The following is a 15,740-nucleotide window of genomic DNA, read 5'->3' as shown; positions in this document are numbered from 1 at the left end:
ATACAGTGCCTCTCTTTTTGGTTTGTCTTTTATACTACGAAATCATATCAGGCAACGTTGTGCGATGTATTGGTTTGTGTACTTTTGAGAGGTGCTGAACGATACGAGCCTATAACGATGATGACGGCAACAGCAACCCCGACAGCGCCAATCCAGGTAATGGATGATAATGAAACGCTGCTGACCGCGATTCCGCCAATACCTGCTCCGGCAGCCATCGCAAGTTGCATCACCGAACTGTTGAGACTTATCATAATGCCAGAGGATTCCGGAGCCATGGTGACCAGGTTATATTGCTGAGTTGGACCTGAGGACCACGCGGCAAAAGACCACAAAATCAGAACAAGGAAGATAGCCAGATGAGAGCTTGCCGTTATATTCAGCAGGACCAGACTTACGATATGCAATGTCATGCCTGTGATCAGCGTTCGTTTGACACCCCATCGGTCAGCACTGAACCCTCCAACTTTTGAACCGATCAGACTTGCTATGCCAAATGCGAGTAAAGCTGAACTGAGTAGTGCTTCGCTCATTCCTGAAACGGATACAAGGTAAGGTGAAATGTACGTGTAGGCAATGGAATAACCACCTAACCAGAAAAATGTCACCAGCAGTGCCAAAACAATTCGTGGCTGTTTGAGCAAAGACAGTTGTTTCTTCAGCGGAACAGGAGCTTCTGCTTTGGAAGGCGGAATGGCGGCCGCGATTACCAGCATGGCGAGAACTCCAAGAACGGCGATACCGGCAAAAACAAGCTTCCAATCCCAAGATGCAGCTACAAGCCTTCCGAGCGGAACGCCAACGATCAAAGAAGCCGTAAATCCAGTGATTACTGTGGCGATTGCACTAGCTTGTTTGCCCTCCGCCGCTATTTGGGAAGCAACCGTTAATGCCGTGACAACAACAACGCCCGCGCCTAAAGCCATCAACACTCGTGCTGCGACGAATAGTCCATAACCCGGCAACAGGTAAGCAAGAACATTAGCCACAACGAATAGACCGAGGAAGTATAACAACAGCTTGCGACGGTCCCAGCGCGAAGTCAGTGCAATAATGACAGGTGTACCGAGCGCATATACAAGTGAAAAAATCGTAATGAGCTGTCCGGCAGCGATTAAAGAGATATTCATGGTATCTGCAATGCGATCCAAAATGCCGGCAATGACATATTCGGACGTTCCTACAAGGAAGCTGACCAAGGCAAGAACATAGATTTTGAGCGTAGAAGACATGGAAACATAACCTCTTTCTGATCATTATTATATTTTTAGAAATATAGAAATAAAGACGATAGAACAAGACATGAATGCTCGGAATGCAACCCATCTGCGCGAATGGTAATGTTACAACCTAGATAATGAATATTGGAATAAGCGTAAACTTAGGTGACCTAGTTTTACTAATAAATATTGTGCCTTGTTTCAATATTTCTAATTATATAGAAATATAACTCAAATTTTTTATTTATTTAGCAGATAGGGAACAAACTTTTGTGCGGTCTCCGTGTTTAGGCTGTAGTAGATATACGTACCCTTCTTCTGCGATGTAAGCAGACCACAATCGGACAGCTGTTTCAGGTGATGAGACAGAGTCGATAGGGCAACCGTAACAAGGCGGCTCTCCAGATCGGCAGGACACAGGTTGCTTTCGCCCGATAAAATCTGAATGATTTTGTAGCGTGTTTGTTCGCCCAGCGCTTTATGAATTTTGACAACTTGTTCAATCTCATTCGAGTTTGATTGCATAATGATCGGTCCTTTCGTCTTTATTTCTTATTTCTAGTAATATAGAAATAACAGTAGCATATGTTGTTTGAAAAGTAAACTCTCGGACGAAGATTCCATACTTTCTACTGCGTCTGTGTTAACAGCCGAAAGTCTGGAGTGACTTCCCCCGAGAGTTATGTGAGTTGTATATTACCGATCTAGGGAATCAACATAGTCTTTGGCTTCCTTCAACGAAAGACCTCGGGCTTCACGCAGTCGTTTGATCGCCATAATTTTTTTCCCTTGTTGTATCAGTGTAAGCAGTTCCTGATCCAGATCCGTTTGGGCTGGTTGGCTTGTGTGGGAAAGAGATGCTTCTTTCGGCGACAAGGTGTAATTGAAGTCGGATCGGACGCTGTCGGTTGAACCGTTCTCCAGACGCTCGACATCTCTTTTCAATTCATTTAATTGGCGTTGCAGGCTGGTGACTCTGACCAGTAACACAAAGATCAGAAGCAGCAAAACGATCCATACCAAGGTGTTCATTTCCATGATGTCATGTGCCTCACTTTCATTTATTCATATTTAGCCATTATTTTAGTTGAACCGGGATTTCCTTGACACCACGAACATTCATACCAGGTCTCCATTCCAGTTCATTCACATCTGCCTGAAGTTGTATATTTGGAAAACGATTCAGAAGTGTGCTGACTGCAATCTCACCTTCCAGACGAGCAAGCGGTGCTCCCAAGCAGAGATGAATGCCTTTGCCAAAAGCCAGATGCGAACTCTTCTCGCGTGTGATATCGAAAATATCAGCATCCTTAAACTGCTGTTCGTCCCGGTTGGCGGAATCAAGCGCAACAATGACAAGATCACCTTGAGCGATACGTTGTCCACGGAATTCAATATCTTCCAAAGCCCAGCGGGATGTGCTGAACTCCACCGGTCCGTTATAGCGAAGCATCTCTTCAATGGCATTGTGAATAAGCTCGGGCTGGTTGATGAGCAGTTCGCGTTGCTCCGGATGCTCCAGCAGGGCGAGAATCCCATTTCCAATCAGATTCACGGTTGTTTCATGACCGGCAATAATTAATAAGGAGACAACGCCAAGCAGTTCTTGTTCAGTTAACTGCTGCCCGGATTCTTCCGCAATGACGAGCTGGCTGATCAGATCAGTGCCGGGATCTTGGCGAACTTTCGCAAACCAGGCCGTCAGGTAATCCGTAAACTCCCTGGCATGCTGCTCAAACAGCTCGGCGCTCTCGGCTATGGAAGCATCAATTATCGTATTGGACCAGATGCGGAATTTGTCACGATCCTCAAGAGGGACTCCCAGAATTTCACTAATGACAATGATGGGCAGTGGAAAGGCAAAGTCATCGATCAGATTCATTTTTTCCTGTGACGGGAGGTTGTCCAGCAGTTCATCAGCAATGTCCTGAATATGGCTCCGCATGTCTGCGACCAGTTTGGGTGTGAATGCTTTCTGCACAAGTCCCCGAAGACGTTTATGATCCGGCGGATCGGAGAACAACATATTATTGGAGAAGATGCTTTGATTATCAGCTCCGTAACGTCGGACCATATCTTTGCTGAAGCGAGGATCTTTCAGGATCTGGACCGCATCCTCGTATCGCGTAATAATCCAGCCGAATTCCCCGTGAGGAAACATGAGTCTGAAAACAGGCTCCTCTTTTCTTAACATTTCATATACCGGGTAAGGGTTGTGTGTGAATTCTTTGGTAAAAAACGCTGGCTTTGAGGACTCGTTTGGTTCATTTGGGTTCAAATGCAAAATCTCCTCTCATATTCCTGCATAATACCTGCACACTCTATATATTCAATACACAAGCTTTTGAAACCTTGTTTTTGGTCCATATGGATGATAGAGCAGGAAAATAGAGGAAGATGGAAGAAGACATGGTAGAGAGAATCGGTTATTATGCTTGGTAAAAATGAAAATGAGGTGAACGCTGACATGTCTTACGCACAACTTCCTTTGCATCATCACCAGATTCCGGCAAGTCGAATGGTTCTTGGCTGTATGCGGTTTGGTGGTGAATGGGATGGTCTTCCCATTACTTCAGATCTTGTTGTGGAAGGTCATCGAGCGGTAGAAGCAGCTCTCGAAATAGGCATTAATCACTTTGATCTGGCGGATATTTACACGCGTGGTAAGGCAGAGCATGTCTTGGGGCGAGTTTTATCCGAAACTCCCGGTTTGCGTGAACAGATCATTATACAGTCGAAGTGTGGTATACGTCTTGTGGGTGATGATGAAGGGCCACAGCGTTATGACACCTCAGGTGCACATATCCTGGCGAGTGTGGACGGTATTCTGGAACGGCTCGGAATCGATTATCTGGATATTTTGCTGTTACATCGTCCTGATCCACTTGCCCATCCGCAAGAGATTGGAGAAGCACTGGCTGAGCTGCATCATTCCGGTAAAGTGCGCCATTTTGGTGTGTCCAACATGGGTTCTGAACAGATTCGTCTTCTTCAGCTTCATAGTAAAGTACCTCTGATTGTGAACCAGCTGGAGATGAGTCTGGACAAAATCGGATTCGTAGAGGCTGGTGTGACGGTAAATCGTCCTCAAGCCAGAGACAACGTGTTTCCCTATGGCACGATGGAATATTGTCAGACAGAGCATATTCAACTGCAAGCTTGGGGTCCACTTGCTCAAGGGCGTTTTACTGGCAGGGTAGTTGAGGGACAGCGCGCGGAGATTGAGCATACGGCTCAACTGGTTGATCGAATGGCCAAGGAGCGTGGGGTGACACCGGAGTCTATTGTACTGGCTTGGTTAATGAAGCATCCAGCAGGGATTCAACCTGTCATTGGTTCGATTCGACCAGAACGTATTCTGGCCTGTCGTGATGCAACAAATATTGAGCTTACCCGTTATGAGTGGTACGAGCTGTATTCCGCTTCATGCGGGCGTAGAATGTAAGTAGGGAATTCTGAGAGATTGGTTCGTTTCGATCAAAATTCATAGATGTTGGGTGAGATTTGAACATATAAGAAGACACAGGCTGCTGATGGCCTGTGTCTTCTTTGTAATAATCGGCTTCATTTGGTTGAAACACATGATCGAAAGTTTAATGAATCCTAAGGTCATATGACCTACAATGCTTTTAAATGGGTAATAAGCATGCTGATTCTGATCCGAAACCAGTGTGTTGGCATGGCTGTAAGGATATTTCACCTTCATATTTGCGCTAGAGGCTATGTCCATGGACTTAGAAGAAGTGCTGATAAGAAGGACGTTTCAACCATTTTTATCGTTTTACCGGGTAGTTGCTGGAGTGCTGTGATAAAATGATAGGAATAAGAACATACGATCTGTTTACGTGAGAGGAGACACCTTGACGATGGAGATGCTTAAACCACCCGCCGAGACATTATACGAGGTTGAATTACGCGCGCTACGAGAGGAAGATCAGGGGAAACGTCCCCCGAACTGGCTGTTATCTCCCGCCTATGTGCGCGATTTTATTATTGGCAGGGATAAGCCTGCATTATTAAATGGAGAAGAGATCACGATTACCCGCAAATTCTATGGCAATGACGTGTTAATTGAACGTGCAGTGGTTACTCTGGCAGGCAATCGAGGATTAATGCTCGTGGGAGAACCCGGGACAGCCAAGACCATGCTTAGCGAACTGCTGACCGCAGCGATCTCCGGTACCAGTCTAAACACGATTCAAGGTACAGCAGGCACAACAGAGGATATGATCAAGTATTCCTGGAATTACGCCATGCTGCTTGATAAAGGCCCTTCGGAAGCGGCACTTGTGCCATCACCGTTATATAACGGCATGAAGAAAGGCATTCTTACCCGTTTTGAAGAGCTTACACGTTGTCCAGCTGAAGCGCAGGATAGTCTGATCAGTATTCTCAGTGACAAGGTTATGAGCATTCCTGAACTGGACGGTGGTGTACTGTTTGCCCAACCAGGATTTAACGTCATTGCTACAGCTAATATTCGGGATAAAGGTGTTAACGAAATGAGTGGTGCATTGAAACGTCGCTTCAATTTTGAAACAATCAAGCCCATTCATAACGTGAAGATGGAAGCCAAAATTATTGAATCCCAGGCACGAAGCCTGTTATTACATAGTGGAATTGATATTGACATTAACCCGGATGTGGTTGAATTGCTGGCTACAACATTTATGGAACTACGCACCGGCATGACACGGGAAGGATACAAGCTCGATACCCCTCAAGCATCCATGAGTACGGCGGAAGCGGTGTCTGTCTATGTCCAGAGTGCGATGACTTCCTATTATTACGAAGATAAAGCTATTGGGCTGGATCGGTTGGTGCAGAACATGCTGGGGACCATTGCAAAGGAAAACGACAAGGATCTGTCCATTCTCAAAACCTACTTCTCCAAGGTCGTAAAAGAGCGTTCCAGAGAAGAGGGAATGTGGAAGGACTATTATGAGGAGAGAAAATGGATCGGTTAACAGCAGTTCTGGACCCTGATGTTGATCAGTTACAATCCTTGTTCGAGTCCCAGGTATATAACCTGAGTAATCCTACGGTCTATTATCCAATACGACACCATAGCCCTGCATGTTCATATCACTTGTTACGATTAATCGGGGACTACAAACCGGATATTATTCTGATCGAAGGACCGGAGAGCGGTAATCCATTAATTTCGGTGCTGAGTGATGAGGCAACGATACCTCCTGTCAGTCTGTACTATACCTATGAGAGTGAATTGGAGAGAGAAGCTTGCTATTATCCGATGCTTCGTTATTCGCCTGAATATGTAGCTTTGAAAGAAGCAAAACGGCTGGATATTCCGGCGAAGTTTATTGATCTGGACTATCAACACTTCTCCACTCGTGCATCCAGATCCGGCCAGACGGAACAAAAGGAGATCTCTATTCAGGACGAAACCTTGCTTGCGGGGTCTGATTTCATTAACCGATTATGCCAAAAAACAAACTGTCGCAGTTTTGATGAATTGTGGGAAAAGGTGTTTGAAATTGGTGGTCTGGAAAAATCCACTCGGGCATTCGTGCAGGATGTATTCACGTATTGTACTTTATCCCGAATGTGCTATTCCACGGAACGATTACAGTCTTCAGGTGATCTGGCAAGAGAAGCACATATGAAACAACATATTCAACAAGCGGTGCAGGAGCATGACCGTGTGCTTGTCATTACCGGTGGGTTTCATACGTATGGACTGTTGATGTTAGAGAAACATGAATCGGAATTGGAACAGCCAGAAATGAATAAACGACATACAGACCAACGTTTGGATGGACAAGGTAAACCAGGAACGTCTCAACAAAGTGCGGTTAATCCAGATACGGTTCACCAACAAATGTACCCGATGGTCTATACCTTTGCTGAGGCGGATCGGCTCAATGGATATGCGAGCGGCATGCCTTATGTAAATTATTACGATCAGATCTGGAACCAGCTGCTTCGCAAAAAGAGTACACCGTATAATCTAACGGCTCTGGACTTGTTATCTCGGCTGATGCGCCAATTACGGGATGGACACGAGCATGTATCAACGAGTGATGCAATTGAGGCATACAGTATGATACAAGGTCTTGCCGGGCTTCGTGGTAAAAGGGAAGGCGGCGTCTATGAGTTGATGGATGCAGCACTCTCTTCCTTTGTGAAGGGGGAGCTTACCTTAGCGACTGATAAACCGCTGCAAGAGCTGCAGCAGTTATTGACAGGAGACGTCATTGGAAGCGTGGCTCCCAATTCATTCAGTATTCCCATCGTGGAGGACTTCAAGGCGCGTTGTACAGAGTACAAACTGCAGATTCGTACAACAGGTCAACACAAGAAAGTGCTGGATCTGTATGCGAAACCGGAGCATCGTCAGATAAGCCAATTGATTCAATGCATCACCTATCTGGTTCCGGAATTCGCGAAACGGCAATCGGGGCCGGACTGGATCGCAGAGCGTGATATGAATCTTGTTCGCGAAACCTGGGTTTATATGTACTCATCCCGCATTGAAGCCAGATTGATAGAGAACTCTCTCTATGGTGGAACACTTGCCGGGGCCGCTACACGCAAAATGGAAGAACAGATGCAGGAAGTACCGGATCATCATAGCGGTGAACTTGCCCGACTCATGCTTCAAGCGTTGCTCATGGGGCTTCAAGACACAGCGATGAAACTCTATGAACAGGTGCGCTCGGCGCTGAGAACCGACGGGAATTTTCTATCCTTATGTAACAGTCTGCATATCTTGAACCGAATTCATCAACACCGCAGGTTGCTGGGATTATCTGACGAGCAACATCTCCCTGATCTGGTATCCGAAGCTTATAGAAACGCCGTGGACAAGTTGTTACAGCTCTCCAGAGCCAATCCGGATGAACATGAAGCCATTATTCAGGGATTGAAGCTGTTAGCTATGCTCGCGGAGTCATCAGAGGGGTATTTTCAGGATGAGACATTCCGAATACATCTGAATGAGCTTCTGTCGGATCAGCAGCTTCCGGCTCAGCTGGAGGGTGTGTGTGTGGCTATTTCCTCAGGGCTAGGTGACAGGCCCAGGGATGAGATTGTTGATCGTGCTCGCGGGTATATCCATGGTACACCGGATCAGACCCGTCAAACGGCACTTTTTTTGCAGGGAGTATTCACTGTAGCACGTGACGCTTTTTTATATGAAGATCAGCTGTTGTCTGAGTTGAATTATCTGATTGAACAGCTGTCATACGACGACTTCATCAGTATGGTACCGGAATTGCGGTTGGCATTCACCTACTTTACACCAATGGAGACGGGCTTGATTGCTGAACGGGTGGCGAGTCTGCATCAGGTTGAACCAGAGGAGATGTTGAGGCCTGCGGTCGATGAACAGATGCTGATTCAGTCCAAGACGTGGGATGAAGCGCTTCGAAAGGAGTTTGCCGCATGGAAGCTAATATGAATGAAGCGAATCGGACAACGGACGAAACCAGAGAAATCAATGGAAGTTCCAATACGGATGGAAGCAACCGAGGGGATCAACATTCTGCTGAAACCTTAAATCGATGGCGTCTGATTCTCGGTGAATCGGCCGAAGAAGGGTTGTGTAATACAGACCAATACACTTCGGCTGAATTTCAATATACGGAAATCGATGAGATTCTGGGGTATCTCTATAACCGTGAATACGGTGAAGAACAAGGTTATCGAAAAGAGGGAGGACGCGGTGCATCTAATCTGACTGTACCAAAATGGCTGCACAAAGTCAGGGACCTATTCCCCAAACCAACGGTCGAAATATTGGAAAAACAGGCGCTTGATCGTTATGGGCTGACAGAATTGTTAACGGACAAAAAGCTGCTTGAATCCCTTGAACCCAACATGAATCTGCTCAAGAATATTATGCAGTTCAAAGGACGGATGAAAGGTGAGGTGTTAAAAAGCGCCAAGGATATCGTGCGAACTGTGGTTGAAGAGCTGCGTAGTAAGCTGGAATCTCAGACCCGAGCGAGTATCATGGGCAAGCGCAGTCGCTATACCTCGAGCTCAGTACGATCTTTGCGCAATCTGAATTTCAAGCGAACTATCACCAAGAATTTGAAAAATTACGATAAAAACAAGCGCAGATTTGTGATTGATCGTCTGTATTTCGACGGGAGTATCCAGCCTCATAACAAGTGGAACATCATCATTGGTGTGGACGAAAGTGGCAGTATGCTGGATTCAGTCATCTACAGTTCGGTGATGGCCAGCATCTTCTACCGTTTGAATGCGTTGCGCACCCAATTATTCATATTTGATACGCAGGTTGTTGATCTGAGCGATAGACTGGAAGACCCCGTAGACGTGCTCATGAATGTACAGCTCGGTGGGGGGACACATATTACGAAAGCGTTGCGATATGGCGAAACGTTAATCGATAATCCAGGCAAAACCATCTTTATTCTGGTCAGTGATCTGGAGGAAGGGTACCCGATCGCGCAAATGTATAAAGCCTGTAAAGATATTATCGATGCAGGATGCAAGCTACTGGTTCTCACCGCGCTCGATTTTAACGGGGATTCAGTCTATAACAAACATGCCGCACAGACATTAACCAATATGGGGGCACATGTAGCAGCAATTACGCCTAACGAACTCGCGGATTGGATTGGCGAGATTATCACTTAAATTCAAGGAGGAATGTGTAATGCTTACCGCAGACCGCGCAGTTGAAACTTTGGTGGAGAAATTCGCAGTAACTTGTTCAAACGAGTATTCATTGAAAACAGATCGCAGCTCCGAAATTATCGATTACGTCTTGGGAACGACAGACAAGTTTCCGGATATGATGGGAAATTCGAGTCATTATGTGTATCAAACGATTGATCTGCTCATGAAGCTTGCCAAAAAAGACGATGGAGATATCTTTTACCGTGCCGGGGCTATTGTGATATATCTGGAATCCAATTATTCCAAAAGAAATTCATGGAGAACGGATGCCTTTACTGTCTGTATGGGAAATGACTCCGAAGCCTACGGATTAAGCGGGAAGAGCAAAAGCGCAGATCGTATGGATGGATTGTTGTCCCGGTTGGAGAAGATCAAACAGTTTGCAGGCGAGAACGAAATTTTGACTGAATTAAAGAGTAAATTAAAGCGTGCCCAGTGGCTTTTTGATTCCAAAAAAGCGGACAGTCAAGGGGACTACCGGGATGTAATTAATGCTTTAATGCTGCTGCAATTATATTCAAGACTCAGTGACACGGCTTCTCATCTTGCAGAGGTTCAATCTTCTGTTCAATCGTTACCAGTGTTGTTTCAACATGTAATGGCTAATGATGCAGATAAGTTGCGAGACGAGCTACATACGTTGATTGAACCTGTAGTGGTCAGTAATATTCAAGGAAAACATAACGGATCTTCCCAAGAATTGAAGGATGAATTCCTCAAGGAGAAGCGTAGTCAGCTCATAGCTGAACTGTATCCCAATACGTCTTTCTCTTCAAAAGAGCAATGTTCAAACACAGTATTCCATCAAACTATGGTACTTGTGAGTGGTGCCTTGTTGTACCTGATTAACATTAGTGGAGGTAAACAACGGTTCCTTGATACAAATAGTGAGATTGGGCATGTTTTGCTTCACACAGTACATCAATTACATGAGATTTATCCACTTGAAGTTCGCCGTTACTTGCTGAGTATGGACCCTAGAGCCAAGAGTCCAAATGATCTGCTTGCTGGACTTGTGCCTCTGGATGAACCTTATCAGTTGGTTGAAATGTTGCGGGACGAGCTTAATTCGTACACGGTATCTTGGAACATGTTACAATCCGCGATCGCGAATCGTCCTGAACAAGCGATTCGAGCATACGAGATTATCAAACCGCCATTCCTCAAACTCTGCATTCATAAATTCATGGAGGATCAAGGATTGACATTGCCTAATGCGGAGGGGTCACTGGAGCAAGCGGTATTTAACGCTCTTCGGCATCCTTTGGACGGGGGACGTCAAGGACTTGCGATTGCAAGATACTTAAGTGGGGAAAACACCCTGGAGGAATATTGGGAGGACCCAAATAGTCGCGGGTTGTTTAATCAACTGAATCGGGATAAGAAGCGTGTTCACAACCTCATTAGTATTAGTTTTCTGCCCTTGGATTCGGAGGCGATGCGCAGGTTTGCAATCCTGACTACTCATCCCGATTGGACACTGGATATTATCTCGGACATGTACAATTCATACGCTTTTAGTGGAGAGCAGCTGCTTCAACGTTACGGGCAAGACCCTGAGGTGCAACGTGAGAAATTGCTAACCAGCCTGATCTCACTTAATGGCATGACCGACTACAGATACAAATCCATGCCGCATGACGAATACCGCCGAATCATTCAGCAGAATCTGGACTATGCACTGACACAGTACAAGAAACTGCCAACAGATACACGCATTTTAATTCTGGAGATTACCTTTGAACAGCGTGATGAGTTATCGAAGAAAATATTGGCTGAAGCGATTCGTGCCGGACTACAGGATTCTTCCAAAAAGGCCAACGGCGTGGCGTTAGCGGAATTCAACCGAATTCCTGATCAGGACTTGTATACGCTCGTCTACCTCTCGGAGAAAAAAGTGGGAATCAAAGAGATGGCTTTGACCGCGATCCGCAGTTTGGAAAACAGCAAGGATCTGTATGGTGAGCTTTTGAAGAAAGAGAAGTCCGATGAGTGGAAGAGCTTGATCCAAATTCTACTGGATACCGCAGATCTAAGTCCAGAGTATGCCCATGCTGCACTCGCTGATCAGGCGGATGCCAAAAAGTTGTCGAGACTGAGTTGGTTGTCCTTGAAAGATCTCCCTTCACTGATACGTATTGAAGACAATCAGCCTTTAGATGACCGGATTAAACAGTATGCTTTGGTCCAATCATTGGATCATACATCCGGTCCTAATGAAAGATTAAATGAATTACGGGATTACGTGAGTGAGGCATCGCTCGCTCGTTTTGCAAGTGAATTGCTTCAGGTCTGGATTCAAGAAGGTGCCCCCGCGAAAGAAAAGTGGGTGATGTATGTTTCAGCACTCTTTGGTGATATTCAGATTGTGAATATTTTGGCTCCGCAAATTAAGGAATGGACAGAAAACAGTCGTGGCGCGATTGCAGCAGATGCTGTAAAAGTGCTCGCTTATCTGAAAGATCCATCCGCTCTTATGGCGATCGATAAAATCAAACGTGGCGTGAAGAACCGTCAGGTGAAAGGTGCAGCAGAAGAAGCATTGCAGCTTGCAGCGGATAATATGGGACTTACCCCGGAACAACTGGAGGATCGGTTAGTCACCACGCTTGGTTTTGATGAAAAAGGAACTATGCAGCTGAGTTACGGAGAGCGTTCCTTCCTGGTTAAGGTTAATGGAGACTTGCAAGTGGTTGTTCTCAATGAAGAAACGGGCAAATCCGTGAAGAGTCTGCCTGCTCCTGCACAGAAAGATGATCCTGAATTGGCAGCGAAGTCTAAGGCTCGTTTCACACAGCTGAAAAAAGATCTCAAATCCATGGTTAACATTCAGGCGCAGCGTCTGGAAGAGTCATTGTCCAAGCAACGTCTGTGGTCTGCCGATGAGTGGAAAGCATTGTTTGTACAAAATGTAATCATGCAGAAATTTGCTGTTGGTCTGATCTGGGGAACGTATGAGGATGGCGCACTGATCAGCACGTTCCGTTATATGGAGGATGGCACCTTCAATTCTGTGGATGAAGATGAGGTTGATCTACCTTCGGATGCGCAGGTGGGACTTATACACCCGCTGGAACTGGATCAGGCGACGCTTGAAGGTTGGACAACGCAGTTGGAGGATTACGAGATCAAACAGCCATTCGAGCAATTGAATCGTGAGATTCACCAGCCAGAAGATGAGGATAAAACGAAGAATGAATACGATCATCTGCCCGAGTCTGATTTTTCACCAACGGCTTTCCCCAAAGCACTGGAGAAATACGGTTGGATCAAAGGACCGGCACAGGACGGCGGCTGGTATCATGAATTTTATAAAGAGTACGGAGATCTTGTTGCAGAATTGCAATTCAGCGGTACGAGCATCACGTATTACGAGGGATTGGATGACATTACCCTGGAATCCCTTCATTTCTTCAAACCGAATAACAAGCAATATTATTACTATGGTGACAACAAACCCATTGCTCTAGGCAACGTTCCAGGTCGCGTGTTCAGTGAAACGATCTACGATATTCTGAGAGCAACGGGGCGTTGATGACGTGAATGGATTCAAGGAAAAATTCCGGATTTTTTCGAAGCTGTGCACGGAGGATTATCTGATTCGGTATGCCAACAAGGGGTTGTACAAAAGGTCTTTGAAAGAGTTGGACAATGGTGTAAGTGTAACGTACACATGGAATGCATCATCTGTGAGTTGTCAGCTCAGTGACGGGACACAATGTACGCTTGAAAATACGCTGGATCATTGGGAATGCTCCTGCCCGGCCGATCATATCTGCAAGCATGTGCTTATTGCAATTCTGTATGATCAACGGGAATATACGGCAGAGGATTCAATGAATGCAGACGAGAAGCATGCGCTGGATAAGGACTCAGGGATATCGGATAATGATCCGTTGGACGTACCAAAAAACGTATCAGTAACAGAATCAGCATCAAACTTAGTATCAAACGTGGACGATCCAAGCGAAATTCCGCATACAGTATCACGTGAGATCGAGTCTCGCTTCCGCTGGATGACGGAGTCTGACCTTCCCGTGTTAATTAAATCGTATAGTTCTTCCATGATTGAGGAAGTTGTTTTCCGACTGAGATACCCAGAGGAAATTAAGATCATTGAAGATTCACTTCTTACGGTTCATCTGACCATCCAGAATATCGAGGTGTCTTTTACTGAGGAAGCGAACCTTGCAAAAGCACTATGTAAGGTGCAGCAGACAGCCGGGAAAATGGCCAAGCTTGAAGCTTTGTTACGGTACCGGAACTTTAAAGGTCTGGATGATACGGATGCATTAAGTGGACGGGTGTACGAGGCCAAGTTCTCTCTTCAGACAGTGCAGGAATGTCGGGTTATGCTGGCAGGATTGTTGAAGACGGGACTGGCCCGCCTTCCTCAGTCCTATATGGCACAACTGGAGACTCTGGCAATTGCAGCTCATAGTGGCAACCTGCCTGACATAGAACGCAGTTTACGAGGGATTCAAGGGGAACTACAGTTGTTTTTCAACAGACATATACGTTTCTCCATGCAATCCATGTTGGATCGGGTAAGCAAGCTATATCTTGCACTCCAGGTTCTTGAAGAAGAAAAGGTGTCTGTCATTCAGCAGAGTCAGCTCATTGGCAATTTTCGAAGTAAATACTTTACGGTTCCTTCACTTCACCTGTATGGACTGGGAGCTGACGCTTGGGAGACACGATCCGGTTTCCGTGGAATCACTTATTATTTCTATTGTTTCGATGATGAGGAAATCTACACCTATAGCGATGTACGTGCTGTATATTATGATGATCAGCAGTTCTCATATACAGAGCATTATGGTGCATTCACACCATGGCTGCCTAATCTGACTTTTCGCCAGTTTGTGGGTGAAAAAGTTCAATTCTATTCAGTAAAAGTGAATGAAGAACGCCGGATCTCTTCCGGGGAAGGTGCCAAGCTTGCGATTTTGCCACGAACGGGTGTGGAAACGTTGAATATGGGCAAAACCATGCAAGACGTAACGTCAGTACTTCAAGAGGAATCGCGATCATTCGACTTGTTTGCTGCTCCCAAAGAACGATTGGCAGTGATCAAAGTTGCTCGAATCGTGGACCATAACTTTGTCAAACAAACGCAGGATCTTGTCCTGACGGTTGAGAGTGCCGAAGGAGAACGATTGGCACTCACTCTCCCGTATTCATCTGATTGGCAGGCGATGATCCAAAGACTGGAGTCAGGATATGGTTCCCAATCGCTTGAACACTTCTATGCCTTTGTGCGTGTGGAACCAAAACGGATTAGCCCAATCAGTTTCCTGAAGGGCAAAACGGTGCTCAGTCTGAAACTGGATATCGGTAATGGGAGGATGGGCAGACTTGGAAGAATATAATCAGTTCATGCAGAAAATTAACGGCTGGTCAGAAGAGTTGCTCCTGCGTGGGTTATCTCAGTTTACGATCCGGGATATTGAGGTGCTTGAGCAGCTCGCAGCGGAATCCTCGCGGCTACAGATGAGTTTCCTGCATGAGTTGTTGAATCACCTCATCAAGGAAGGGCGCAGCGTGGCTCTTGGACAAGGTAATGAAGAGTTGCTGTTATTTCAGTATTGTCGTCTCACGCAATATGTGCAATTGAGTGTGCAAGAAGAGGCGTGATATTGGTTAGTAATTGAAGCGAAGGCACATGAAGCGATATGATGTGTAAATAAGATGTATTATAGAAGATGAGAAGATTTGCAGAAGGCTACAAGGCCACTGCAAATCTTTTTTATCGTGGAGTAAGTAAAAGTCATCTGCCAAACGAATATAGGTAGGAAGCACGGATCAACACGAGCATTCGTAATTATATGAGCATGGAAGGGAGGG

General features: G+C 45.7%; 11 protein-coding genes. 7 read left to right on the top strand and 4 right to left on the bottom strand.

Features of this window, described 5'->3' with window-relative positions:
- Window positions 1-47: 47 nt before the first annotated feature.
- The 4 genes from MKY95_RS17585 to MKY95_RS17570 form a co-directional block, all read right to left on the bottom strand.
- The gene (locus MKY95_RS17585) at window positions 48-1,232 is read right to left on the bottom strand and encodes an MFS transporter (RefSeq protein WP_339193586.1); all 1,185 of its coding nucleotides are present in this window, start codon (window positions 1,230-1,232) and stop codon (window positions 48-50) included.
- Window positions 1,233-1,460: 228 nt separating this feature from the next.
- Complete coding sequence (locus tag MKY95_RS17580) at window positions 1,461-1,745, bottom strand: metalloregulator ArsR/SmtB family transcription factor (RefSeq protein ID WP_036613842.1); 285 nt, start codon at window positions 1,743-1,745, stop codon at window positions 1,461-1,463.
- Window positions 1,746-1,916: 171 nt separating this feature from the next.
- On the bottom strand, window positions 1,917-2,258 hold the full coding sequence (locus MKY95_RS17575; RefSeq protein WP_036673706.1) for a ribosomal protein L7/L12: 342 nt from the start codon (window positions 2,256-2,258) through the stop codon (window positions 1,917-1,919).
- A gap of 40 nt (window positions 2,259-2,298) precedes the next feature.
- The gene (locus MKY95_RS17570; RefSeq protein ID WP_339193585.1) at window positions 2,299-3,498 is read right to left on the bottom strand and encodes a cytochrome P450; all 1,200 of its coding nucleotides are present in this window, start codon (window positions 3,496-3,498) and stop codon (window positions 2,299-2,301) included.
- A 189-nt stretch (window positions 3,499-3,687) separates the two neighbouring features.
- On the opposite strand from MKY95_RS17570, the gene MKY95_RS17565 reads away from it, so the two are divergent.
- From MKY95_RS17565 to MKY95_RS17535, 7 genes are all read left to right on the top strand, one after another.
- On the top strand, window positions 3,688-4,665 hold the full coding sequence (locus tag MKY95_RS17565) for an aldo/keto reductase (protein WP_339200001.1): 978 nt from the start codon (window positions 3,688-3,690) through the stop codon (window positions 4,663-4,665).
- Between the two features lie 421 nt (window positions 4,666-5,086).
- Window positions 5,087-6,187, top strand: a complete 1,101-nt coding sequence (locus MKY95_RS17560; protein WP_339193583.1) for an AAA family ATPase — start codon at window positions 5,087-5,089, stop codon at window positions 6,185-6,187.
- Complete coding sequence (locus MKY95_RS17555; RefSeq protein ID WP_076317709.1) at window positions 6,175-8,643, top strand: DUF5682 family protein; 2,469 nt, start codon at window positions 6,175-6,177, stop codon at window positions 8,641-8,643. Before MKY95_RS17560 ends, MKY95_RS17555 begins: the two co-directional genes overlap by 13 nt.
- Entirely contained in the window at window positions 8,628-9,851 is a 1,224-nt protein-coding gene (locus tag MKY95_RS17550; protein ID WP_256721193.1) for a VWA domain-containing protein, read from the top strand. Before MKY95_RS17555 ends, MKY95_RS17550 begins: the two co-directional genes overlap by 16 nt.
- A 19-nt stretch (window positions 9,852-9,870) precedes the next feature.
- On the top strand, window positions 9,871-13,428 hold the full coding sequence (locus tag MKY95_RS17545) for a DUF4132 domain-containing protein (RefSeq protein WP_076317710.1): 3,558 nt from the start codon (window positions 9,871-9,873) through the stop codon (window positions 13,426-13,428).
- Between the two features lie 4 nt (window positions 13,429-13,432).
- Window positions 13,433-15,265: a hypothetical protein gene (locus tag MKY95_RS17540; protein WP_076317711.1), complete on the top strand. Its 1,833-nt coding sequence runs from the start codon at window positions 13,433-13,435 to the stop codon at window positions 15,263-15,265.
- Entirely contained in the window at window positions 15,252-15,530 is a 279-nt protein-coding gene (locus MKY95_RS17535; protein ID WP_076317712.1) for a hypothetical protein, read from the top strand. The genes MKY95_RS17540 and MKY95_RS17535 overlap by 14 nt, the downstream gene beginning before the upstream one ends.
- Window positions 15,531-15,740 lie beyond the last annotated feature (210 nt).

The sequence above is a fragment of the Paenibacillus sp. FSL P4-0176 genome, assembly GCF_037975265.1.
Lineage (GTDB): Bacteria > Bacillota > Bacilli > Paenibacillales > Paenibacillaceae > Paenibacillus > Paenibacillus amylolyticus.
This window is presented reverse-complemented; position numbering and strand designations above follow the sequence as displayed.